The organism is Bradyrhizobium sp. CCBAU 45321 (assembly GCF_028128975.1).
Taxonomy (GTDB): domain Bacteria; phylum Pseudomonadota; class Alphaproteobacteria; order Rhizobiales; family Xanthobacteraceae; genus Bradyrhizobium; species Bradyrhizobium yuanmingense.
The window spans coordinates 212818-235317 of record NZ_LFKZ01000016.1; the positions used below are offsets into that span (position 1 = coordinate 212818).

Below are 22500 nucleotides of genomic sequence, written 5' to 3' on the forward strand. Positions count from 1 at the left end.
CGGTCAGACGTAGTTAACAAATCCTGAATCCGGCGCCCGTGCGGTCTGGCTTTGTGCAATCCATGCCCGCCAAGCTCCCGCGTGCTTGGAATAGAGCTCGTGCCAGCGGATCTCACCGTCGGCAACGGCTCCTTTTCGCGCGCGGACCTCGGATGTAAATTGCCCCGTCTCGTTCGATGCGAGATCCAGCGCTTCGAACTCCGCCGTCTCTTCCGGAGACAGGCCGATCAGAACGCGATGCCCCCGGGCATCGACGAAATATCTGCGCGGCGCGTTGTGCCTTTGATCAGTCATTCGCAAGGCCCTCGTTCATGATCCAAGGCCCCGGACGATCCTTCAGCCGCCGCTCAAAGCCACGAACAAACGCGATCAAAACGAGGACGCAAGTCGCGCCCAGCAAAGCAATCAAATACGCCATTCTCGCCCACCTATGCGAGCCGCGAAAATACAGGCGGCTAAACTCTCACCATGAATTGCTACGTTCTAGGTTGCCTTTCCAAAGCTCTCAAGCGCCGCACCACGTTAACCTAACTGCGCATGGTTATCCGACCCGGCCGCACGGCAGGATCAGCGTGCACTCTCATCGCGGCCATGGCTGTGCGCCTACGATGGATGCTCACTCTGCTTGGCGCCCATCGCCGCCGGCGTGTAGGGCGCATAGAGACGATATCGTGCCGATCGCCTGCGCGAGCGCCATGCCCGCACGCCGTAGCCGCAGCAAAAGCCAGCTGCAAAAATCGAAATCAGAACCAGAATTGCAAACATTTGGAATGTTCCCAATGATCGGAACGCTCCTCCCGGTACATTTCAACGTGATGCTGTGACGACTTCAAGATCATCGACGCTGAAAGTTTTGTCAGAGGAAGATGAAGTTTGTGCAACGTGATGCTTGAATTTTGGCCGTCGCGAGAACCACGAGCCCAGAGGATGACGAAATCTCTCATCGTTCGAGGGCGATATCCAGCCGGCGATGTTAACCCGTGTTCACTGCGGCAGCCGCCTCGAACGAAGCGGCCGGATGCGCTGCCTTCGGGCACAGCTGCGATATGCACGAGAGGCCGATATGTTTCTCGAACGTTTCTGGCGGCCGTCGCAGACAACAATTCTGACGAAAGCATCCGTGCTTCTACGGAGCGCCATGCACCAACTTCATCGCGGTAAGGTTGAGAGGTTAGCTTAACCCGCGTTGTTTGTTGCGAACTTTCGGCGATTGCTTATCCATCTAGCACCGGGCTGCCCCAAGCCCGGCCCCACCCAAGCAAAGCCGTCGAGCGAACATGGGTCCGCTTGGCGGCTTTGTCGTTGTGTCGACGAGAGGATCATTTCGGTTATGGCGCGCAGGCCCTGGTCGTTCAAGGAAGATCGCCGGCTCATCGAGCTGGCCAAGTCTTCAACCTCGCTGGAGCAGGCAGCGAAAGCTCTCGGGCGCTCGCCCGATGCGATCAAGCGCATGGCGTTGCGGCTTGGTCTTACGTTGAAGTCGAAGGCGGCTAAGAAGAGCTGATCTTAGAAGTGCACCGGCGCTCGCCTCGGCTTCATGGCCGGCCGCTGCAGTCCAACGGGCCCCGCATCGATAGGGCCAGCCGCCCTTATCCCGGGGTCGTTCCGGTCCGCCATCGTCTCGGACGGTGAGGTGGATTGAGCGGGTTGCCGGCGGTGCCCCGCCAGCCGCCACACTTAATTCTGCGTCCTCTTCTGGGACCCCATCCCGGGGCTGGTTCCGTAGCTGGGCGTCCCCGTTCCCTTGAAGGCGCCGCCCATCGTGTCCGATCCGGAATTCGTGCCCGTGCCACTGCGCGTCGCGGAGGTGGGTTGCGTGCCCGATGGCGTGTCTTTGGTCCCCTGCGCCGAGGCCACAGAGCTCCCCATTGCCAACGCCATCACGAGGCTTAACGTCCTGATCATACTGCTCAACTTTCCATGCTTGCTTCTAACCCCGAGCCGCCGGACCGTTGGCTGGGGGCACTCAGGCGCGCCTTTCGGGCCCGTCCTCCGTTAAACCCTATCTTAGCCCCGGCTGGCTAGGATCAATCTCCACGCCTTGCTTGAATTTTCCACCCCGCCCTGTTTTTCGCCTGAGCCGGATGAGAGTGCTGCGACCAGACCTCCCGTTTGTGGCACTCGTGCTTGCGAGCACGATGGCGTTCGCCTTGGCGGGTCATTTCGCCGCTAGCGCCGTCATTCGCCAGCACCAGGCGCATCAGCTCAATGAGCTCACCGAGGTGGTTCTGCGCCGATCGGAGCTTGCAGTCGATTTCGCTGCGGGCAGCCTGGACGAGCTCGCGCGGCGCAATTTCGCCAGCTGCGAGCCGGCGGCGCTGCAAGCCATCCGCCTGCACGTCTACCAGCGCTCGGCGATCAAGGACGTCCGCCTCGTCAAGCCGGACGGCTCGGTGATCTGCTCGGCCTATTCCGAGACGCTCGAATTCGACAAGGGATGGGTGGATCGCCGCGACATGCTGCCTTCGCGCGACAAGACGCTTTCCCTGTTCCGCGTGGAGCAGTTCGGCGGCGACGCCCTGGGCGTGCTCAGGGACGTCAATGGCAACTCCGCCCTGGTCGCCATTGTCGGTGTCAATGCCAGCCTGTTCGACATCATGCCGGCCGAGCTGCGCGCGCACAGCCAGGTGATCCTCGCCTTGAGCAATGGCGAGAAGCTCGGCGAATTCCAGAGCGAGGCCGGCAAGTCTCTGCCGGCGCCGATCGGCTTCGAGCGAGCGTCCGCTCGGCTCCCGCTTCATGCCACGATCCGGCTCGAGCACGCGGTGCTGTCAAGCTGGAACAACGAGGCCTATTGGCCAACGCTCGCAGTGGCCCTCGGACTTGGCGCGATCTTCGGCATCCTGCTGGCACGCAACCGCCGCATGGAGGGGCCAGTGGCCGATCTCGACCGGGCGCTGACAGCCGGCGAATTCAAGCCATATTACCAACCGATCTTCGATCTCCGGACAGGTCGGATCAAGGGCTGCGAGATTCTGGCGCGCTGGCTGCGCCGCGACGGCTCGGTGGTCCCGCCGATGAATTTCATTCCGCTCGCCGAATCCAGCGGACGCATCCAGGCAATGACCTGGCAGATCCTGGGATCGGCGCTCACCGAGCTCAGGCCCTTGCTCAGGGCCGACAAGAATTTCAAGCTGTCGCTGAACGTCGTGCCCAAGCACCTCCTGAGCGCCGGCTTCGTCGAGACACTGCGGCGCACGGTTCTGACGGCACGCGTCTCCGCGCGCCAGATCGTGGTCGAGATCACCGAGCGCGACGAATTGGATGATCTCGCGCGCGCCGCTTCGGTCGTGGCCGAGCTGCGGGACCGCGGCTTCCGCGTCGCCATCGACGATGTCGGCGTCGGCCATAGCGGTTTGTCGCGGCTGAAGGGCCTCGGCGCCGATACGATCAAGATCGACAAGTTCTTCGTGGACACGATCACGGTGGACGCATCGACGACCACGATCGTGGAGATGCTGGTGGCGCTCGCGAAAGACCTCAATATGAGCGTGGTCGCCGAAGGCATCGAGACCGAGGAGCAGCTCCGCGCATTGCTCGCCTCCGGCGTGGAGGAAGGCCAAGGCTATCTGGTTGCGCCGCCCCTGCCCGCCGCCAAATTCCATGAGCTGATCGAGTCGCGTCAGGTTGCGCAGCCGGGCGCGGCGACATCCGGTACGACGGCTTTGGTGGCCTGACTGGCCGGCCCACAGAGGCTTTAACGATACTTTCTAACGATGTTTTCGGCTTTCGAACCGGAGCGGCGACCAACCTTGTATGTTGGTGCCATGCGCAGGAACCACCTCATAGCAGCCGCAAGCATCTGTCTGGCGCTGATCGCTTATGCCACGCTGGCGAAGCTGTCGGGCCGGCCTGCGCTCATGGGTCACCACGAGGCCTATTGGATCGTCGTGATCGAGCGCTTCAGCGCCTATGGCCTGCTCGGCTTCCTGCTGTCGTTCCTGCTGCCCGGACGGTTTAGCCTGGCTTGCTCGCTCGTCATCGCAGTCGCCATGGGGCTGGAGCTGATGCAAGCGTTCATACCCGATCGCGATCCGGGCTTTCTCGACGTGCTGCAGAAGGCGGCGGGCGGCACCGTGGGCGTCATGCTCGCCCAGATGATCCTAGCGTTCCTGCCCAGACCACCTGCCTGAAACGGCGAGCACGGCCTCGGCGGAATGACCGGGCGACGCGGTCCTTACTTCATCATCTGACCGCGCAACTCACCGCCTGGGTTGGCGGCCGTGTGAATGTTCGCGTACCATTTTCCGCCCAGCAGATCCGCCGCCTGCGCCTCGGTGAGGGTGGCACTGCCTTCGATCGGGCTTTGCGCCGTCTTGAACGGCAAGGCGATGCCGGCATTCTTCCCGGCCTCGCCGGGGCCGTGAAAATGCGCGCCTATCGCCGGTCCCGTCAGCCCGGTGAAGGTGACGACGTAGGTCAGGACTTTCGTTTCGGTGTCGTAGGTCGCCTCCGCCTTGCCCGACCCGGTCGAGCTGTTCGGCGGCACTTCATTGCTTCCCTTGAGCTCCGCTCGCAGCTTCACGACCTCCGCGCCTGCCGTTCCGCTCGTCGCGCTAAGGCCTCCGACCAGCGCCAATGCCCCCAACAGTGCCACGGACCGTCGACACACGGCTTTGCTCATGCACTTCCTCCTGCGGATTTCGTTGGCCCCCGCGATGAAAACACCGAGGGCTGCCGGACATTCCACCGCAAAGCTTATGCTGATTCGGGACAACGCTCGCAGGAATTAGCCTTCGCAAGCGAAACACGCGCCGCTCAAGCCGCCCCGCGCCTCGTGTGACGCTCGGAGGGAACCAGGAGCTCGGCCATCTTCCGGTGGGTGTCGTGCAGCGCTTCAATGGCGCAGTCGAGATCGAAATCCGCCTCGCGGACGGATGCAAAGAACTTGGCTGTCAGCGCCAGATCGAGCTTGACGCGTGTGGCACCGTCGCGGCTCCTGCGACGATCGAGCGACAAATGGATGGCGCGATCCCTCGCCTCCACAGCATCGCAGCCGCAAAGCGCGCCGAGTTCGTCATATGTCATCCAGATTTGAGGCATGTTCTTCCACCACGCTTGATCTATCGCAGACTAGATAGCTCTCGCTTCTGAAGGCGGAGTTGCTGCAGCGCGAATTCGAGCCAACAACGTCAACGCAATGCTAAGCGCGGCGCAGACGCGAGCCGGGTGGACCGGCGCAGCTTGTTGCCGATCCACTGTCACTTGGGCGCGCCCGTCGTGAACGGATGCCGCGGCCGTGAGCGGCTGTCGAGCCCCTTAGGCAGCTTGTCGGCCTTGAGCTTCACGACCGCGCCCCTGATGTCGGGAGCCGGCGCCTCTTCCTGGCTGAAGATCAGAGTCGCTTCGAACCTCACATCGGGCGCCTGCCGGGCCGTTCCCGAACAGGTCGCCATCGCCCCGCTATAAACGCCGGAGAGCTCGACCTCGACCTCGTCGAGCCCGAACACGGTCGGCGGCCCGTCGGCATGTCGCCGCGTGGTCAGGACGGCCGTGAAATGCCGGTCGTTGTCGAACTGATAGGAGCCGCCATAGTTGAAGAAGCTGTCGCTGCCCGAGATACGTCCTTGGGCCAGATGCACGATACCGGTGCCTTGCGCGTGCGCGGTCCTGAACCACGCCGCGTATTTGCCCTCTTTCAGCATGGAGACATCCACCCGTAATTTCCACGTGTATTTGCAACGAAGCTTGAGGCGCGACAATGACCGACACGGCGAGCATTCCGCCACGGTTAATGCCCTGCAAAATCATCCGTTAAATTTCTGCGGCCGCGCCCGGCGGCAGGGACGTCAAAACAATTCGATGCCGTCGTCAGCCGTCTCCACCACTTCGACGCGGCGCGTGGTGGCGGCGGAGCTCAGCCCGAGTGTCTGCAGGAACTGGCGATGGACATCCCGCTCCCGCTCCATCGTGTAACGCGCAAATAGCTCGTCCAGCATCGCCTCGTCCTGCGCCTGCGGCTTCTGGGCGCCCGCGCTCGCCGTCTCAAGCCGCGCGGCGACCGCGGGCAACGCCGCGGAGCCGTCGTCGAGCGTGCTCATCCACCGCGTAAATCTCGTCCTTCGTCTTGAGACACCACTGCGCAGCTTTGCGATCTCCGCGATGAACCTGACCCGATCGATCCGCCAACATCTTGCCGCGGCACCATTTTTCTCCGGTCGCCGGTTTGAACCTGTTCCTGCTAAAGTGGCACCAAGACCTGAGAGTGATTCTGGTCACACTTGCCCCGGCGCCCTGCTGCTAGGCATCGAACCAGGACGGGCACCAGAGCATCGTCGAATTGGATGAGAATTCCCATGAAAAGCCTGATCGGCGCCTGTGTCGGCGCATTCTGCCTTGCGGCCCCCGCTTGGGCGGAGACTCCCGCTGCGATCGTCGAGGACGTCCAGGGCAAGGTCGACGGCATCGCGTTCATGGACTACGTGACGCCGGGCAAGATCATCAAACTCGGGCCCAAGGCCAGCATCACGCTCAGCTACCTGAAATCCTGCCAGCGCGAGACCATCAGTGAAGGTGTCGTCCTGGTCGGCGCCGAGCAGAGCACCGTGCAGCTGGGCGAGGTCAAGCGGGAAAAGGTGCCCTGCGACACCAATGCGGCAAAACTGTCCGAGCGCGAAGCGAACCAGAGCGCCGCGACGACCTTCCGCACCATGCGCTCGGACGCCAAGGGCGGGCCCGCCAAGCTGCCGACGCTCTACGGCGTCTCGCCACTGGTGCAGGCCAAAGTCGGCAGCACGCTGGTGATCGAACGCACCGACGGCAAGGAGCCCACGATCAGCGTCCCGCTCAAGCGCGATGCCATGGTCGGCGGCAAGTTCTATGATTTTGCCAAGGCCGGAAAGACACTGACCCCGGGCGGCAGCTACCTCGCCATTCTCGGTGCCAAACGCTACACCTTCCAGATCGACGCCAGCGCCACCTCCTCGCCGACCCCGATCATCGGCCGCCTGCTGCGGCTCGAATAGGCGGACTCGAATAAGCGGAATTGGCGACGGGGCGATGCGGCGGATCGGGGGACGGGACATCGTTGCGGCAATCCTGATCGCGCTCCTTGCGGGCGCGATCTTCACGTCCCCGCCGCTGCAGACACTGCAAGGCCTCTCGCTCGACATCCTCACCGCGCTACGCGGGAAGATCATCGGCGAGCGTCGCGATCCCGCGACGTCGCCGGTCGTCGTCGTGGCAATCGACGGCGAAACCTACGAGACCCCGCCCTTCAAGGGATCGCCGACGCAGACCTGGACGCGCGAGATCGGCCGGGTGCTCGGCAGTATCAGCGACGGCGGCGCCAAGGTGATCGGCTTCGACGTCATCTTCAAAAACTCGATCGAGCAATCCGAGATTCCCTTTGGTGACGCGCCGCTCGGCGCCCGCATGCGCGGATTTGACCGGGACTATCTGATCGCGCTGCGGCAGATCTCCGACAACGGCAAGCTGGTGCTCGGCGAGATCCTGAGCAATGACCATGCGGAAGTGCCCTACCGTGCGCAGCGACTGGCGGTGCGAAACAACGTCCGCGCGCTCAATGTCCACACCGACGCCGACGATGTCATCCGGCGGATGCCGCTCAGCTTCTCGATCGACGGCAAGCCGGTGCCCACAATGGCGGTCGAGCTCGCCGCCCGCGCGCTCGGCGAGAAGGTCGAGATGGCGCCATCCGGCGCGGCTGGGCTGTCCGGCTACGCAATCCCGAGCACTGTACCGAACACGCTGACGCTCAACTTCCGCGGCCTCGGCCGCGACGTTCCGACCTTCTCCTTTGCCGATCTGCGCGCCTGCGTCGAGAAAGGCGACCGCGATTTCTTCCGGCGCGCCTTCGAGGGCAAGATCGTGCTGCTCGGGACCGTCCTCAACTTCGAGGATCGCAAGCTCACCTCGATGCGCCTGTCCGGCGGCCATGACGGAACGCCGTCGGCGCGATGTGCCCTGCCCGCGGCTGCGGACACCGCGCAAAGGGCCCGCAGCGACGTCGCCGGTGTGTTCGTGCACGCCGCTGCGGTCCGGAACCTGATCGAGCGCGACGCCGTGGCCGAGCTCGGCTTTCCCTCGCGCACCCTTCTCACGATCGCGTTCGCGGCCGTCATCGCCTGCGCGGCCGGCGTGTTTGCGCCGAGTGGCGCCCTGATCGCCTGGCTCGGTCTCACGATCGTCTACGCGGTCGCTGCCGTCGGCGCATTCGTCCATGCCTTGGCGCTGCCGCTGACCGAGCCGGCGCTCGCCAGCCTTGCCGCGCTCGCGATCATGATCGGCTATCGCTTCGTGCTGGCCGACCGCGACGAGCGCTTCCTGCGCAAGAGCTTTGCCTTTTACCTCGCGCCCGAGGTGATCGAGACCATGGTGGCGTCCGGCAAGATGCCGGCGCTCGGCGGCGAGATGCGCAACGTCACCATGTTCTTCTCCGACCTCAGCGGCTTCTCGTCGATCGCCGAGACGATGACGGCGGTCGAGCTGGTGACGCTCATGAACGAATATCTGTCCGCCATGACCGACATCATCGAAGGCCATGGCGGTTACGTCGACAAATATATCGGCGATTCCATCGTCGCCATGTTCGGCGCCCCGGCCGACGATCCCGCCCACGCGCGCAATGCGGTGCGGGCCGCGCTGAAGTGCCACGAGACGCTGGCCGAGCTCAATGAAGGCCATCCCGCCTTCGCCGGTCACGGCCTGTCGCACCGTATCGGGCTCAACAGCGGCGAAGCCGTGGTCGGCAATATCGGCTCGCGCCGCCGCTTCAACTACACCGTGATGAGCGACACCGTGAACGTCGCCTCGCGGCTCGAAGGCGCCAACAAATACTACGGCACCGCGATCATGGTGTCCGAAACCACGATGGCGCAGACCGGCGATAGCTTCGCCTGGCGCGAGCTCGATGCGATCAGGGTGCAGGGCCGCGGCGAGGCGATCAGGGTGTTCGAGCCGCTGGCGGAAACCGGCGCGGAAAGCGCCGAGCAGGCGAAGGTCGCCGCAGCCTATGCGGAAGGGCTGGCGTGCTGGCGGGCACGGGAGTTTGCCAAGGCGGCCGATGCGTTCGAGGGCGTCGCGAAGATCGATCCTGCGTCAGCCCGGTTCGCCAAGCGTGCGAAAGTGCTGACGCAGACTCCGCCGCCGCCGGACTGGATTCCGGTCAATACGCTGGAAGGAAAGTAGCAACCTCTTACCCTCCCCTGGAGGGGCCCTCCAGGGGAGGGTGAGAGTGATGATCGCCTAAAACGGCAGCCCCGTATAATTCTCCGCGAGCAGCCGCTGCGCCGTCTCGGACGAGAGCAGGTAGTCGAGCTCCGTCTGCTGCAGCCGATCCTCATATTCGATCCGGTCGGGGAAGCGGTGCAGCATCATCGTCATCCACCAGGAGAAGCGTTGCGCCTTCCAGATTCGCGCGAGCGCCTTGGCGGAATAGCCCTTGAGACCGGCATCGTCGCCGCTCTGATAATGCGCGAGCAGCGCGTGATAGAGATAGTAGATGTCCGATGCGGCGCTGTTCAATCCGCGCGCGCCGGTCGGCGGCACGATGTGCGCGGCATCGCCGGCGAGGAACAGGCGGCCATAGCTCATCGGCTCGGCGACGAAGCTGCGCAAGGGCGCGATGCTCTTTTCGATCGACGGACCCGTGATCAGGCGGCCGGCGACCTCGTCCGGCAGGCGGCGCTTCAGCTCGGCCCAGAACGCGTCGTCGCTCCAGTCCTCCACCTTGTCGGTCAAAGGCACCTGGATGTAGTAGCGGCTCAGCACCTGCGAGCGCAGCGAGCACAGCGCAAAGCCGCGCTCGTGCTTCACGTAGATCAGCTCGGGCGATACCGGCTTCGTGCGCGACAGCACGCCGAGCCAGCCGAACGGATAGACCTTCTCATATTCGCGCAGCACGTCCTTCGGGATCGACTTGCGGCTGACGCCGTGGAAGCCGTCGGCGCCGACGATGTAGTCGCAATCGACGCGGAGCGTCTGCCCGTTCGAGCGATACGTCACATAGGGCCGATCCGACGTCAGATCGTGCGGCGTGACGTCCTCGGCATTGTGCACGACCTTGCCGCCGACCCGGTCGCGCGCCTCGTAGAGGTCGCGCGTCAGCTCGGTCTGGCCGTAGACCAGGACCGAATTGCCGCCGGAATGCTTGTGCAGGTCGATGTGGGAGAGCACGCCATCATGGGCGATCTCGAACCCGTTGTGGATCTCGCCCTCGCGGTCCATCCGCTCGCCGCATTGCGCCTCGCGCATCAGCTTCGCAAAGCCGTGCTCGAGCACGCCGGCGCGGATCCGGGCCAGCACGTGGTCGCGGCTGTATTTCTCCAGCACGATGGTGTCGATGCCCTTGAGGTGCAGGAGCTGGGACAGCAACAGCCCGGACGGCCCGCCGCCGATGATACAGACCTGAACTTTCATTTTTGCGTCCTCCCGTCGGCATTTTTTTGCATACGTTAAGCCTCAGACCGATGGAGGGTTTCGCCTTTGTCTTGTACTATTCGAACATGAAAAGCGCGGCCCCCGCCCCGGCCATCCGGGTCTACAATCTGTTCGGCGAGTCCGGCGATCTGCCCGATGTCGTGCATTGCGAGACGATCGCCTCGCGTTCGGTGCTGCACGACTGGACGCTGGCCGTGCACCGCCATGCCCGGCTGCACCAGGTGCTGCTGATCGAGCGCGGCGGCGGCGAGGCGACGCTCGACGGGCGCGTGGTGCCCCTAAGACCGATGCAGATCGTCAACGTGCCGGTCGGCCACGTCCACGGCTTCCGCTTCGTGCCCGATACGCAAGGGTGGGTGTTGACCATCGCCGCGGAGATCCTCGATGAAGCGCTGCTCGCCGCCGAGGGCCTGCGCGGTGCGCTGTCGCGGTCGGCTGTGGTGCGCGGCACGCCGCAGATCCGCGCCACGATGAAGCAGATCTTCGCCGAGCACGCCGCGCGCGACTTCGGCCGTGCGCATGTGCTCCGCGCCTTATCGTCGGCCATGATCGGGCTCGTGGCCCGCGCGCTCACGGGCGAGAGCGGCGGCAACGGCACCGCGGAAAGCGGGTTGTTCCGCCGCTTCGAGGCGCTGCTGGAGCAGCATCATCTGGAGCGCTGGAGCGTCGCCGACTATGCCGAGGCGCTGTCGGTGACGCCGACGCATCTCAACCGGATCACGCGGGCGGCGACCGGCGACACCGCCTCGCATCTGATCCTCAACCGACTGATCCGGGAGGCGCGGCGCAACCTCGTCTACACCAACCTGCCGGTCTCGACGATTGCCTATGCCCTCGGCTTCGAGGACCCCGCCTATTTCAGCCGGGTCTACGCCGCCGCCACGGGCGTTTCGCCACGCGCGTTTCGCGCCCGGCTCCATGGCGGCGAAGTCTGAAGCACGGGGGCAAAGGACCAGGGCACGTCTGACCCGCGCCGCAGAACGCGATGTCTCTCGTTGCCACTTACCTTCGTATATGGCGCCCCATCCTTTGGATAGAGGCGCCTTACCTCCGTACAATTGAGCGGGGCACGCCCTCGCCCTAGCGTCACAGCATTCGGCGCCCTGGCGCTGGTGGCATGGAACCTCCCTAACCTCGGCGCAAGGCGGCCAACCCTGTCCGGTCGTCTGCGCCGCTTTTTCAGCAAGCCATCGGCGCGCTCAAGTATTTTCCCGCCGATACGCCGCGCCATTTCGGGTGGACGGTCGGCTTTCGTGCCGAACCTGGGAGTTGTGCATAATGTCTTCGCTTGGGAAGAGCGCGCTCTTTATCGACGGCTCCAATTTCCATGCCACCGCTAAGGCGCTCGGCTTCGAGATCGACTACAGACGCCTGCTCAGTGAATTTCAAAGCCGAGCTACGCTGTTACGGGCCTTCTACTACACGACGATCATCGAGGATCAGGAATATTCGTCGATCCGCCCCTTGATCGATTGGCTCGACTACAACGGCTTCACCGTCGTCACCAAACTCGCCAAGGAGTTCGTCGACCCCGCGACCGGCCGCCGCAAGGTGAAGGGCAGCATGGATGTGGACCTCGCCGTAAGCGCGATGGAGCTTGCCCAGCACGTCGATCAGATCGTGTTGTGCTCGGGCGATGGGGATTTCCGTTCGCTGGTCGGGGCCTTGCAACGCCGCGGTGTCCGCGTGACCGTCGTCTCCACACTCTCCACTCAGCCGCCCATGATCGCCGACGACCTGCGCCGGCAGGCGGACATATTCATCGATCTGGTGGAGTTGAAACCAAAAGTGGGGCGCGATCCACCCGATCGACCGGTATCGCGCGAAATGCGGCAGCCACCGCAATTCCTCGCGCGCGGAACGATCAGGCGCGACGACCGGGTGGAATGATCGAAGGACGGCGGCCCGACACCTCACACGTCGAAGAACACCGTCTCCTCCGGCCCCTGCAGATTGATCGTGAAGGAATACACGACCTTGCCGGCGCGCTCGGTGCGCTTTGCGATCAGCGTCGCGCGCCGGGCCGGCTGCTCGATCAGGTTGAGCACGGGATCGGCGGCGTTGGCCGCCTCTTCGTCCGAGAAATAGAGCCGCGTGTTGAGGCCGATATTGATGCCGCGCGCGACGATCCAGACGTTGACGTGCGGCGCGCATTTGCGCCCCGTTCTGTCGGTGATCGCACCCGGCTTGATGGTCTCGAAAGTGACGAGGCCGCTGTCGAAGTCGGAGCCGGCGCGGCCCCAGCCGCGAAACTCGTCCTCCAGCGCGCCGGCGGAGCGATCGGCGGGGTGGTTGTAGCGGCCGGCCGCATTGGCTTGCCAGATCTCCAGCAGCACGTCGCGCAGCGGCGTGCCGGTGCCGTCGAGCACCTTGCCCTCCAGCGTGATGCGCTCGCCCTTGGTGTTCGGCGTCACCAGCACGTTGGAAAAATTCGTCTCGAAGATGTCGAAGCCGGCCATGGCCGGGATCAGGCCGATATGGACGTAGGGCCCGGCGGTCTGCGAGGCGGTTTCCTTGAGATAACTGAGCGGTTGCGGCATGGGCGTTAGTTCCCCGCGGTGCGATTTTCGAAATAGGTGGAGCGCTGGCCGCGCAGCACGATGTCGAAGCGGTAGGCGAGCGAGTCGAACGGCGTCGAGGCGTTGAGGTCGAGCGGCGCCACGAGGCGGTCGAGCGCGTCCTTGTCCGGGATCGTCGTCAGGATCGGGCAGACCGGGATCAGGGGATCGCCCTCGAAATACATCTGCGTGATCAGCCGCTGGGCGAAGCCCGAGCCGAACACCGAGAAGTGGATGTGGGCGGGGCGCCAGCTGTTGACGTAGTTGCGCCAGGGATAGGGGCCCGGCTTCACGGTGCGGAAGTAATAGTAGCCGGTGTCGTCGGTGAGCGCGCGGCCGCAGCCGCCGAAATTGGGGTCGATCGGCGCCAGATAGGTATCCTTCTTGTGCCGGTAGCGACCGCCGGCATTGGCCTGCCAGAACTCGACCAGCGTGTTCGGAACGCCCCGGCCGGTCTCGTCCAGCACGCGGCCGTGGACGATGATGCGCTCGCCGACGGGATCGCCGTCCTTGGCGTAATTGCGGATCAAATCATTGTCGAGCGGGCCGAGATCGTTGTGGCCGAACACCGGCCCCGTGATCTCCGAGATCGAGTTCTCCAAGGACAGCAGCGACTGGCGCGGCGAGCGCAGCACCGAGGACTTGTAGCGTGGCGCATGCGCCGGCGGATGGATCGCGCGGTCGCGCTGGAAGAAGCCGCCGTCGCCGAGCGGCGGCGTCAAGGGCTCGGGACGATTGAGGCGGGGATCCCGCAAGGCTGGCGCCTGGGCATTCATCGGCGTTGTCTCTCCCTGGGAGCCCGGGGTCGGGCGGCTTATCGGGAGAGCATGAGCCAGCCTATTCTCAAGATAAATAGATGAATTATAATGAATTGCATGAAGGAAATCGATCATTTGGCCCTCGACGGCCATGCCCTCGAGCTGTTCCTGGCGGTGCTGGAGGAAGGCTCGGTGACGGCGGCAGCGACGCGGCTCGGCCTCACCCAGTCTGCCGTCAGCCACGCCCTGAACAAGCTGCGGCGCATTGCCGGCGATCCGCTGTTCGCCAAATCCGGCCGTGGCATCGTTGCGACGGCCCATGCGCAGGCACTGGCCGGCAAGGCACGCGCGCTGATCGACGAGATGCGCAGCTTTGCCGGTGGTGTCAGCTTCGCGCCGGAGGAGGCCCAGCTGTCGCTGACGATCGCCGCCAACGACTTCCAGCGCGACCTGCTGCTGCCGCGGTTCTTCGATCGCGTCGCCGCACAAGTGAAGAGCCTGAACCTGCGCGTGATCCCCTCGCAATCGCCCTCGCCCGCGATGCTGCGCGAAAACCGCTGCGACCTCCTGATCACGCCGCTGCCGCCGTCGGGCGTCGACATCGTGCAGAAGCGGCTGCTGAGGGATCACTACGTCTGTTACTACGATCCCAAAGCGCGCGCCGCGCCTGCCAGCCGCAGCGCTTATCTCGCGGCGCGTCACATCACCGTGGTCTATACCGACAATGAGCGGCTCGACTTCGACCGCCGGCTGGCAGCGAACGGGCTCCACCGCGACATCGCGATCTCCGTGCCGAGCTTCTCAGGCGTCCCGTCGTTCCTGCGCGCCTCACAGATGCTGGCGAGCATGCCGAGCCTGCTCGCGTCCGACGTAATGCGCGGCTTTGCGCAAACACCGATCCCGCTGGCGTCCCGCACGAAGACCCTGGCCGAGCTGCCGATGTTCATGGTCTGGCACCAGCGCTACCAGAAGGACCCCGCCCACCGCTGGGTCAGGAGCCAGCTCGAGGCCGTCGCGGCGACGGCCGCCACGTTCTGACCTGCCGTTCTCATGTCCTGATATCAGGCGCCGCGCTCCGCAAGACTGCCCTTCCCAAACCCACTGGTTGCGCAGGGGGAGCCGCGCTAAAATCCCCCCATGACAGTGACTGACATTGCGAACCGGACCTACAATCACAGCTGGCGGCTGGATCCCATTATCCGCAGCCTGCTCGATACCGACTTCTACAAACTATTGATGTTGCAGATGATTCGGGAGGACTACCCGAGTCAGAATGTGACCTTCTCGGTCATCAACCGCTCGCGCCATGTGCGCCTTGCCGAGATCATCGACGAGGGCGAGCTGCGCGCCCAACTCGACCATGCCCGCACCATCCGCTTCACCAAGAAGGAGCTGATCTGGCTGGCCGGCAACACCTTCTACGGCAAGACCCATATGTTCTCGGCGGATTTCATCCGCTGGCTGGCGGAATTCCGCCTTCCCGAATACGAGCTGCGCAAGGTCGAGGGCCAGTACGAGCTGCATTTCCACGGGCCCTGGACCCACACCACGATGTGGGAGATTCCGGCACTTGCGATCCTTAACGAGCTGCGTTCGCGTGCGGCCATGAAGGGCCGCGGCCGCTTCGAGCTCGACGTGCTCTACGCCCGCGCCAAGGCCAAGTTGTGGACCAAGGTCGAACGGCTGCGCCGGCTCGAGAACCTACGGCTCTCCGACTTCGGCACGCGTCGCCGCCACGGCTTCCTCTGGCAGCGCTGGTGCGTCGAGGCGGTGAAGGAAGGCCTCGGCCCCTCCTTCATCGGCACCTCCAACGTGCTGCTCGCGATGGACAACGATCTCGAAGCCATCGGCACCAACGCGCATGAGCTGCCGATGGTGGCCGCCGCGCTCGCCAGGGACGACGAGGAATTGCGCTGGGCGCCCTACCGCATTCTCGACCAGTGGCGTCAGACTTACGGCGGCAACCTCCTGATCGCGCTGCCCGACGCCTTCGGTACCAGGACCTTCCTCCGCGATGCACCGGAATGGGTCGCCGATTGGACCGGCTTCCGCCCCGACAGCGCGCCACCGATCCAGGCCGGCGAGGAGATCATCGCCTGGTGGCAGAAGCAGGGTCGCAACCCCAAGGACAAGCTGCTCGTCTTCTCCGACGCGATGGACGTCGGCTCGATCGAGGACACCTATCGCCACTTCGCAGGGCGCGTGCGGCTCTCCTTTGGCTGGGGCACCAACCTCACCAACGATTTCGTCGGCTGCACGCCGGACGGCTCAATCAGCCTCGATCCGATCTCGCTGGTCTGCAAGGTCTCATCGGTCGACGGCCGTCCGGCCGTCAAGCTCTCCGACAATCCGGAGAAGGCGACCGGCCTGCCCTCGGAAATCGAGCGTTATCTGCGCGTGTTCGGCGACGCCGGTCGCGTGCGCAAGCCGGTGCTGGTGTAGGACACACGTCCACGGAGAGTGCGTAGCGCCCGTCCGCCGCTACGTCGTCATTGCGAGGAGCTCTTGCGACGAAGCAATCCAGAATGATGCCGCGGAGGCAGGCTGGACTGCTTCGCTGCGCTCGCAATGATGAGGCATTGGTTCGCGATATCGCATCAGCTCCGATTTCGCGGCATTTGAAACGATCTGCGCGCATCCACGTCACATTACCTTCACCCTCCGTCACAATCCCTCGCGCGTTTCAGGTCGAGTTAAGCAACCATCTCGTCTACTTTGCGTTGCAGGCGCAACGCCCTCTAGGGCGCGTCGATCGACTTGGGGACTGGTGTGTTTCGCAGAACAGCGGCGTCGGCGGAGGGCGGCAACCTCCTTCACGTCATCAAGCTCGTCTCGCCTTTCGTGATGGTCGTCGTGCTGCAGGCGGCGATCGCCGGATTCAGTCTCGAGGTGATGTCGTCGGTCCGCGCCTATGTCGCCGGCGAAGCACTCTGGTCGCGCTCGCAGAAGAACGCGGTCTACTTCCTCAATCTCTATCTGCATTCGGGCGAACCGAGCCAGTTCGCGCAATATCAGGCTTCACTCGCCGTCCCCATCGGCGACGAGTTCGCACGCTGGGCGCTGGAACGCGATCCGGTCGACGTCGAGGCCGCCCGCGTCGGCTTTCTGCAAGGCGGCAACCATCCCGATGACGTCCCGGGACTGATCTGGCTGTTTCGCTATTTCAATCGCGTCAGCTTCCTCCAGGACGCAATCAGGGAATGGGCCGCCACCGATCCCATGCTGCTGGAGCTCAGCGTGTTCGGCGAGGTCATTCGATCCGAGCTGAAGAAAGGTCCCATTCAGGACGATGACCGCCTGCAATTCCTGTCGTCGCGGCTATCGGAGCTCAATGCCCAGTTCACGGTGCATGCCAAGCAATTCTCCACCGTCCTCGGCGAAGGATCCCGGGCGATCAAGCTGACGCTGACGGGCATCAACATCATCACGGCTGCGGCGCTGATCCTGCTCCTGATCTGGCATACGCGGCGCCTGGTGCGGCAACGGCAGACCTTCGAAGACGCCTTGCATGCCGAGAAGGAGCGCCTGGCCTGGCAGGCATCGCATGATTGGTTGACCGGCCTCTCCAACCGCCGCGCCTTCGAGGCGCGCCTGCAAGCCGAGCTGGACAATGCCGCGGCGGGTGCGCTCGCCCTCATCCTGCTCGACCTCGACCAATTCAAGAGCGTCAACGACAGTTGCGGCCACCTCGCCGGCGACCGCCTGCTCTGCCAGGTCTCGCGCCTGCTGCAGCAGGACCGGCATGCGCATGATCTGGTGGCCCGGCTCGGCGGCGACGAATTCGGCCTGATCCTGCCGCGATGCTCGCCCTTCGATGCCGTCGACATCGCCGAGCGTCTGCGCCGGTCGCTGGAGCTGTTCAATTTCGCCTGGGACGACCGTTGCTTTGCCGTGACCGCCAGCATCGGCGTCGCCTGCATCGCAGACGGCAACATCACGCTCGAGGATGCGATGCGGCGCGCGGATGCCGCCTGTTACCGCGCCAAGGAAAAGGGCCGCAACCGCGTTCAAGTCGAGAACGGGCGATCGGACGTTGTCGTCGTTGCGCCACGCCCGCGCGAAGCGGTCGCTGCACGAGGGTGATGGCATCGTCACCTCAGGGGCAGAATTCCAAGTCCTGCGAGATGGGTGTCGACGAATTGTTCGATCTGCTGGCGCAGCATCTGCGGCGGCACGGCCACCATGCGCTCCTCGAGGCCGAGCGAGATGATGCCATGCACGGCGGAAAACAGCGTGCGTGACAGCAGTGCGATCTTCACGTCGTCCGCATCCGGCAATAGCCGCACCAGGGGCGGATGCATCAGCGCGAACGCATCCATCACCATCTGGAGGATGTCGTCCGGATAGGGGCGATCGTCCTCCATCCGATGCTCGAACAGGGAGCGCAGCAAATTGGCGTGCGCGGCGAAGAAGTCGAGATAAGTCTCGGCGAGCCCATAGAGCTGGCGGACGGGATCCTCGGCAGGAACAGCACGGAGCCGGGCCGTGAGCGCCTGAACCGTTTCCCGGTTCACCGTCAGAATGACCCCGTCGAAGTCGCCAAACTCGTTATAGACGCTGCCGACCGAGCAGCCGGCAGCCTCGGCAACATCCCGAACCTTCAATGATCTCAACCCCTTAGCTGAGATGATGCCGCGGGCGATCTCGACGATATGGAGCCGGCGGCGAAATTTTTTCTGATCGCGCCGCGATTCTTCTTGAACATTGTTCATTTTCAAGCTACTCATGTGAACATTGTTCAATTTAACCTGGAGACCTGGAAAATGCAAACCCTTGCTGTCGAGATCGCCACCACCTTCGTCGATGACGCCGCCGCCCTTGTCGCCGGCTTTGGCCGGGCCCTGCTGCGGCTGGCCATGGCGCCGATCAATCGCATCGCCAATGCCTGCGACGTCGCAGGTGTGCTCGCCGAGCGCCGGGCGACCTTCCGGCTGTGGCGGACCAATCGTGCCCGTGCGCGTCAGGAGCAGCGCCGGTTCAGCCTGCTCGGCCGCTTCTCGCCGTTTCGCCACCTCGCCCATCTCACCTGAGGCACGTGCACGCGGGTCGGCTCGAATGCAAGCGCCGGCTGCAAGGATGGACTTAACCATGTCCGGACGGGCGTGGCCGATCCGGCGGATTTCGACGATGCGGGTCAGTCTTTCCTTCATCGCCCGGCGCCATATCCGGGCGAGCGAGGCCGCTCCGCCCGGCCTCGACCGGATATTTGCGAACCTAACGATGCCGATTGGAGACCAACAGGATCGGAGGAACCGAGGGGACAGAGCAGGCCAGCAACTTGGTTGCCGCGCAATCGTTCGCCCTATGCTTCCGGTCGTGACGTTTCACAGACAACGTAACAACCTCAGTCTGCCTTGCCAAAACAGGACCAGTCATGATCAGGGAATTGATGTCGTCACGCCGCTTCGCGCCGCTGTTCTGGGCGCAATTCTTCTCGGCGCTCAATGACAACGTGCTCAAGAACGCGCTCGTCATCATCCTGCTTTACAGCGCAGCGACGAGTCACGGCGATGCCCTGGTGACGGTGGCAGGCGCCGTCTTCATCTTCCCCTACTTCATCCTGTCCGGGCTCGGCGGCCAGCTCGCCGACAAGTACGTCAAATCCGTCGTCGCAAGGCGGCTCAAATTCGTCGAGATCTTTGCAGCTTGCTTCGCCGCTGCCGGCTTCTTTCTGCATTCGGTGCCGCTGCTGTTCGCAGCGCTCGCGCTGTTCGGCACCATCGCCGCGCTGTTCGGCCCGGTGAAATATGCGATGCTGCCGGACCAGCTCGAGCTCGGCGAGCTCGCGACCGGCAACGCGCTGGTCGAAGGCGCAACCTTCATGGCGATCCTGCTCGGCACGGTCGCCGGCGGCCAGTTCGTGGCTGGCTCGGCACATATGGGCTGGGTCGCCTCCGCCGTGGTGGCGCTTGCGCTGTTGTCCTGGGCTTTCGCCGCCCGCATTCCGCAAACAACACCCTCCGCTCCCGACCTGCGTGTCGATGCCAATCCCTGGACCTCGACGGTGAGCCTGCTCAGGACGCTTCGTGCCGACCATCGCCTGTGGGACGGCACCGTGATCGTTTCCTGGTTCTGGCTAGTCGGCGCCATCGTGCTGTCGCTGCTGCCGGCGCTGATCAAGGAGGTGGTCGGCGGCACCGAGGGCGTCGTGACGCTGTGCCTTGCCATCTTCGCGATCGGCATCGCGATCGGCTCGCTGTTTGCCGCCAGCCTCAGCCATGTCCGCCCGAACCTCGCGCTGGTGCCGATCGGCGCCATCATCATGGGCTTTGCCGGGCTCGATCTCGCCTTCGCCATCGGCGTGACCACCAAGGGGCAAGACATCACCGCGCTCGGCTTCGCGACTTCGTTCGGTGGCCTGCGCATGCTGGCCGACTTCGTCGCCTTCGCCTTCGGCGGCGGCCTGTTCGTCGTGCCGTCCTTTGCCGCGGTCCAGGCCTGGTCGCAACCTTCCGAGCGCGCCCGCATCATCGCCGCCGGCAACGTGCTGCAGGCTGCCTTCATGGTGGTCGGCTCGCTGTTCGTCGCGCTGTTGCAGGCGGCAGGTCTGCATATCGGCTGGATCTTCTTCGGCCTCGGGCTCGCCAGCTTCGGCGCGGTGTGGTTCGTGCTGACCAAGTGGGGCAAGGAAGGCGTGCGCGATGCCGGCGGGCTTCTGTTCCGTGCCCTGTTCCGGACCGAGGTGCGCGGGCTGGAAAACCTGCCACCTCCGGGCACGCGCATGCTGATCGCGCCGAACCATGTCAGCCTGATCGACGGCCCGCTGTTGCACGCCGTGCTGCCGATCGACGCGAGCTTTGCGGTGGACACTGGCATCGCCAAGGCGTGGTGGGCCAAGCCGTTCCTGCGCGCCGTCAAGCACTACACCATGGACCCGACCAAGCCGCTGGCTGCGCGCGACCTGATCAAGCTGGTGGCGGCGGGCGAGCCTGTCGTGATCTTCCCTGAGGGACGCATCACCGTCTCCGGCTCGCTGATGAAGGTGTATGACGGCACCGCGATGATCGCGGACAAGGCCGACGCCGTGGTCGTGCCGGTCCGGATCGAAGGCGCGCAGCGCTCCTATCTCAGCTATCTCAACTCCAGCCAGATCAAGCGGTCCTGGTTTCCGCGCGTGACCGTGACGATCCTGCCGCCGGTCAAGCTTCCGGTTGACGAAACGCTCAAGGGCAAGGCCCGCCGCAACGCCGCCGGCGCCGCGCTGCAGGACGTCATGATCGACGCCCTCGTCAAGAACGCCATGCTCGATCACACGCTGTTCGAGGCACTCGGACACGCCTATCGCGACCGCGACACCGGCAAGGTCATCATCGAGGACGCGCTCGGCACCAAGCTGACCTATCGCAAGCTGATCCTCGGCGCGCAGGTCCTGAGCCGTAAGCTCGAGAACGGCACCGCAATCGGCGAGAATGTCGGCGTGCTGCTGCCGAACTCCGCGGGCGTTGCCGTCGTCTTCATGGCGCTGCAGAACAGCGGCCGGGTGCCGGCGATGCTCAACTTCTCGGCCGGGCCGGTCAACGTGCTCGCCGCGATGAAGGCCGCGCAGGTCAGGACCGTGCTGACCTCGAAGGCCTTCATCGAGAAAGGCAAGCTCGACAAGCTGATGACCGCGATCGCGGCGGAAGCGCGCGTCGTCTATCTCGAGGACGTCCGCGCCTCGATCGGCCTCGCCGACAAGATCAAGGGCCTGCTCGCCGGCACCATGCCGCGCGTGCCCCGCCAGGCCAACGATCCCGCCGTCGTGCTGTTCACCTCGGGTTCGGAAGGCACGCCGAAGGGCGTGGTGCTGTCCCATCGCAACATCCTCGCCAACGCGGCGCAGGCGCTGGCGCGGGTCGACGCCAATGCCAATGACAAGGTGTTCAACGTGCTGCCGGTGTTCCACTCGTTTGGACTCACGGGCGGAATGATGATGCCGATGCTGGCGGGCATTCCGATCTACATGTATCCCTCGCCGCTGCACTACCGGATCGTGCCCGAGCTGATCTACCAGACCGGCGCTACTATCCTGTTCGGCACGGATACGTTCCTGACCGGCTATGCGCGCTCGGCGCACGCTTACGACTTCCGCACCCTGCGCCTCGTCATCGCCGGTGCCGAGGCGGTCAAGGACCGCACGCGGCAGGTCTTCATGGAGCGCTACGGCATTCGCATCCTCGAAGGCTATGGCGTCACCGAGACGGCGCCGGTGCTGGCGATGAACACGCCGATGGCCAACCGCCCCGGCACCGTCGGACGCCTGTCCCCGCTGATGGAAAGCCGCCTCGATCCGGTCCCCGGCATCGAGGAAGGCGGACGCCTCTCGGTGCGCGGCCCGAACGTGATGCTCGGCTACCTCAGGGCCGAAAATCCCGGCGTGCTCGAAACGCTCCCCGACGGCTGGCACGACACCGGCGATATCGTCTCGATCGACGCGGCCGGCTTCATCACCATCAAGGGCCGCGCCAAGCGCTTTGCCAAGATCGCGGGCGAAATGGTCTCGCTGTCGGCAGTCGAAGCCATCGCGGCGTCGCTATGGCCGCAGGCGGCATCCGTCGCCGTGTCGATCCCCGACCAGCGCAAGGGCGAGCGCATCGTGCTGCTGACGACCGAGAAGAACGCCGAGCGCAGCGCGATGCAGGCCCAGGCCAAGGCGATCGGCGCCTCCGAGCTGACCGTGCCCGCTGCGATCATGGTGGTCGACAAGGTGCCGTTGCTCGGCACCGGCAAGACCGACTATGTCACGGCCACGACGATGGCGCGCGAGCAGGCATCCCCGCCGGAGCGCGAGGTGGCGTAAGAGG

The 22500-nt window shown here is 64.5% G+C and carries 21 protein-coding genes; 11 read left to right on the top strand and 10 right to left on the bottom strand.

Features of this window, described 5'->3' with window-relative positions; translation table 11 throughout:
* Positions 1–3: 3 nt before the first annotated feature.
* Positions 4–294, bottom strand: coding sequence for a hypothetical protein (locus ACM43_RS05170; protein WP_271538588.1), 291 nt, complete (start codon positions 292–294; stop codon positions 4–6).
* Between the two features lie 309 nt (positions 295–603).
* Positions 604–765 (bottom strand): hypothetical protein, encoded by a 162-nt coding sequence (locus ACM43_RS05175; RefSeq protein ID WP_271538590.1) that lies wholly within the window; start codon positions 763–765, stop codon positions 604–606.
* Positions 766–1330: 565 nt separating this feature from the next.
* Here ACM43_RS05175 and ACM43_RS05180 point away from each other — a divergent pair.
* The 3 genes from ACM43_RS05180 to ACM43_RS05190 all read left to right on the top strand — a co-directional run bounded on the left by ACM43_RS05180 (position 1331) and on the right by ACM43_RS05190 (position 4133).
* Complete coding sequence (locus ACM43_RS05180; RefSeq protein ID WP_271538593.1) at positions 1331–1504, top strand: hypothetical protein; 174 nt, start codon at positions 1331–1333, stop codon at positions 1502–1504.
* Positions 1505–2084: 580 nt separating this feature from the next.
* The gene (locus ACM43_RS05185; RefSeq protein ID WP_442869263.1) at positions 2085–3677 is read left to right on the top strand and encodes an EAL domain-containing protein; all 1593 of its coding nucleotides are present in this window, start codon (positions 2085–2087) and stop codon (positions 3675–3677) included.
* 90 nt (positions 3678–3767) lie between these two features.
* Positions 3768–4133 (top strand): VanZ family protein, encoded by a 366-nt coding sequence (locus ACM43_RS05190; RefSeq protein WP_036035545.1) that lies wholly within the window; start codon positions 3768–3770, stop codon positions 4131–4133.
* 44 nt (positions 4134–4177) lie between these two features.
* Here ACM43_RS05190 and ACM43_RS05195 read toward each other — a convergent pair whose 3' ends face one another.
* The 4 genes from ACM43_RS05195 to ACM43_RS05210 form a co-directional block, all read right to left on the bottom strand.
* The gene (locus tag ACM43_RS05195; RefSeq protein ID WP_271538597.1) at positions 4178–4624 is read right to left on the bottom strand and encodes a CHRD domain-containing protein; all 447 of its coding nucleotides are present in this window, start codon (positions 4622–4624) and stop codon (positions 4178–4180) included.
* 134 nt (positions 4625–4758) lie between these two features.
* Positions 4759–5043, bottom strand: coding sequence for a hypothetical protein (locus ACM43_RS05200; RefSeq protein ID WP_036011293.1), 285 nt, complete (start codon positions 5041–5043; stop codon positions 4759–4761).
* 158 nt (positions 5044–5201) lie between these two features.
* On the bottom strand, positions 5202–5645 hold the full coding sequence (locus ACM43_RS05205) for a hypothetical protein (RefSeq protein WP_271538600.1): 444 nt from the start codon (positions 5643–5645) through the stop codon (positions 5202–5204).
* Between the two features lie 144 nt (positions 5646–5789).
* On the bottom strand, positions 5790–6041 hold the full coding sequence (locus ACM43_RS05210) for a hypothetical protein (protein ID WP_271538602.1): 252 nt from the start codon (positions 6039–6041) through the stop codon (positions 5790–5792).
* Positions 6042–6296: 255 nt separating this feature from the next.
* Here ACM43_RS05210 and ACM43_RS05215 point away from each other — a divergent pair, with 255 nt between their 5' ends.
* Positions 6297–6965: a hypothetical protein gene (locus tag ACM43_RS05215; protein WP_271538604.1), complete on the top strand. Its 669-nt coding sequence runs from the start codon at positions 6297–6299 to the stop codon at positions 6963–6965.
* A 34-nt stretch (positions 6966–6999) separates the two neighbouring features.
* Positions 7000–9150, top strand: a complete 2151-nt coding sequence (locus tag ACM43_RS05220) for an adenylate/guanylate cyclase domain-containing protein (protein WP_271538606.1) — start codon at positions 7000–7002, stop codon at positions 9148–9150.
* Between the two features lie 57 nt (positions 9151–9207).
* On the opposite strand, the gene pobA is transcribed toward ACM43_RS05220, so the two are convergent.
* Positions 9208–10380, bottom strand: coding sequence for a 4-hydroxybenzoate 3-monooxygenase (gene pobA / locus ACM43_RS05225; RefSeq protein ID WP_157285478.1), 1173 nt, complete (start codon positions 10378–10380; stop codon positions 9208–9210).
* A 50-nt stretch (positions 10381–10430) separates the two neighbouring features.
* On the opposite strand from pobA, the gene ACM43_RS05230 reads away from it, so the two are divergent.
* Positions 10431–11336, top strand: coding sequence for a helix-turn-helix domain-containing protein (locus ACM43_RS05230; protein WP_271538609.1), 906 nt, complete (start codon positions 10431–10433; stop codon positions 11334–11336).
* A gap of 343 nt (positions 11337–11679) precedes the next feature.
* Complete coding sequence (locus tag ACM43_RS05235; RefSeq protein ID WP_271538611.1) at positions 11680–12291, top strand: LabA-like NYN domain-containing protein; 612 nt, start codon at positions 11680–11682, stop codon at positions 12289–12291.
* A 23-nt stretch (positions 12292–12314) separates the two neighbouring features.
* On the opposite strand, the gene pcaG is transcribed toward ACM43_RS05235, so the two are convergent.
* Positions 12315–12941: a protocatechuate 3,4-dioxygenase subunit alpha gene (gene pcaG / locus ACM43_RS05240; protein ID WP_271538613.1), complete on the bottom strand. Its 627-nt coding sequence runs from the start codon at positions 12939–12941 to the stop codon at positions 12315–12317.
* A 5-nt stretch (positions 12942–12946) separates the two neighbouring features.
* Positions 12947–13735: a protocatechuate 3,4-dioxygenase subunit beta gene (gene pcaH, locus ACM43_RS05245; RefSeq protein WP_271538615.1), complete on the bottom strand. Its 789-nt coding sequence runs from the start codon at positions 13733–13735 to the stop codon at positions 12947–12949.
* A gap of 90 nt (positions 13736–13825) precedes the next feature.
* On the opposite strand from pcaH, the gene ACM43_RS05250 reads away from it, so the two are divergent.
* From ACM43_RS05250 to ACM43_RS05260, 3 genes are all read left to right on the top strand, one after another.
* Positions 13826–14755 carry a LysR family transcriptional regulator gene (locus ACM43_RS05250; RefSeq protein WP_271538617.1) on the top strand — a complete coding sequence of 310 codons (930 nt, stop codon included), beginning with the start codon at positions 13826–13828 and terminating at the stop codon, positions 14753–14755.
* Positions 14756–14854: 99 nt separating this feature from the next.
* Complete coding sequence (pncB, locus tag ACM43_RS05255; RefSeq protein ID WP_271538619.1) at positions 14855–16159, top strand: nicotinate phosphoribosyltransferase; 1305 nt, start codon at positions 14855–14857, stop codon at positions 16157–16159.
* A gap of 327 nt (positions 16160–16486) precedes the next feature.
* Complete coding sequence (locus ACM43_RS05260) at positions 16487–17800, top strand: GGDEF domain-containing protein (protein WP_225139044.1); 1314 nt, start codon at positions 16487–16489, stop codon at positions 17798–17800.
* 8 nt (positions 17801–17808) lie between these two features.
* Here ACM43_RS05260 and ACM43_RS05265 read toward each other — a convergent pair whose 3' ends face one another.
* A complete protein-coding gene (locus tag ACM43_RS05265; RefSeq protein ID WP_271538845.1) occupies positions 17809–18429 on the bottom strand; it encodes a TetR/AcrR family transcriptional regulator in 621 nt (206 codons plus the stop codon).
* A gap of 662 nt (positions 18430–19091) precedes the next feature.
* Between ACM43_RS05265 and ACM43_RS05270 the strand changes: the two genes are divergently transcribed.
* Entirely contained in the window at positions 19092–22496 is a 3405-nt protein-coding gene (locus ACM43_RS05270; protein WP_271538622.1) for an acyl-[ACP]--phospholipid O-acyltransferase, read from the top strand.
* The last annotated feature ends 4 nt before the right edge of the window (positions 22497–22500 follow it).

Coding starts and splice junctions, on each gene's coding strand:
- ACM43_RS05175 (WP_271538590.1), bottom strand. CDS start 765: ATGTTTGCAATTCTGGTTCTGATTTCGATTTTTGCAGCTGGCTTTTGC.
- pobA (WP_157285478.1), bottom strand. CDS start 10,380: ATGAAAGTTCAGGTCTGTATCATCGGCGGCGGGCCGTCCGGGCTGTTG.
- ACM43_RS05190 (WP_036035545.1), top strand. CDS start 3,768: ATGCGCAGGAACCACCTCATAGCAGCCGCAAGCATCTGTCTGGCGCTG.
- ACM43_RS05185 (WP_442869263.1), top strand. CDS start 2,085: ATGAGAGTGCTGCGACCAGACCTCCCGTTTGTGGCACTCGTGCTTGCG.
- ACM43_RS05180 (WP_271538593.1), top strand. CDS start 1,331: ATGGCGCGCAGGCCCTGGTCGTTCAAGGAAGATCGCCGGCTCATCGAG.
- ACM43_RS05170 (WP_271538588.1), bottom strand. CDS start 294: ATGACTGATCAAAGGCACAACGCGCCGCGCAGATATTTCGTCGATGCC.
- pncB (WP_271538619.1), top strand. CDS start 14,855: ATGACAGTGACTGACATTGCGAACCGGACCTACAATCACAGCTGGCGG.
- ACM43_RS05250 (WP_271538617.1), top strand. CDS start 13,826: ATGAATTGCATGAAGGAAATCGATCATTTGGCCCTCGACGGCCATGCC.
- ACM43_RS05215 (WP_271538604.1), top strand. CDS start 6,297: ATGAAAAGCCTGATCGGCGCCTGTGTCGGCGCATTCTGCCTTGCGGCC.
- ACM43_RS05200 (WP_036011293.1), bottom strand. CDS start 5,043: ATGCCTCAAATCTGGATGACATATGACGAACTCGGCGCGCTTTGCGGC.
- ACM43_RS05220 (WP_271538606.1), top strand. CDS start 7,000: ATGCGGCGGATCGGGGGACGGGACATCGTTGCGGCAATCCTGATCGCG.
- ACM43_RS05270 (WP_271538622.1), top strand. CDS start 19,092: ATGATCAGGGAATTGATGTCGTCACGCCGCTTCGCGCCGCTGTTCTGG.
- ACM43_RS05210 (WP_271538602.1), bottom strand. CDS start 6,041: ATGAGCACGCTCGACGACGGCTCCGCGGCGTTGCCCGCGGTCGCCGCG.
- ACM43_RS05195 (WP_271538597.1), bottom strand. CDS start 4,624: ATGAGCAAAGCCGTGTGTCGACGGTCCGTGGCACTGTTGGGGGCATTG.
- ACM43_RS05230 (WP_271538609.1), top strand. CDS start 10,431: ATGGAGGGTTTCGCCTTTGTCTTGTACTATTCGAACATGAAAAGCGCG.
- pcaG (WP_271538613.1), bottom strand. CDS start 12,941: ATGCCGCAACCGCTCAGTTATCTCAAGGAAACCGCCTCGCAGACCGCC.
- ACM43_RS05265 (WP_271538845.1), bottom strand. CDS start 18,429: ATGAACAATGTTCAAGAAGAATCGCGGCGCGATCAGAAAAAATTTCGC.
- pcaH (WP_271538615.1), bottom strand. CDS start 13,735: ATGAATGCCCAGGCGCCAGCCTTGCGGGATCCCCGCCTCAATCGTCCC.
- ACM43_RS05205 (WP_271538600.1), bottom strand. CDS start 5,645: ATGCTGAAAGAGGGCAAATACGCGGCGTGGTTCAGGACCGCGCACGCG.
- ACM43_RS05235 (WP_271538611.1), top strand. CDS start 11,680: ATGTCTTCGCTTGGGAAGAGCGCGCTCTTTATCGACGGCTCCAATTTC.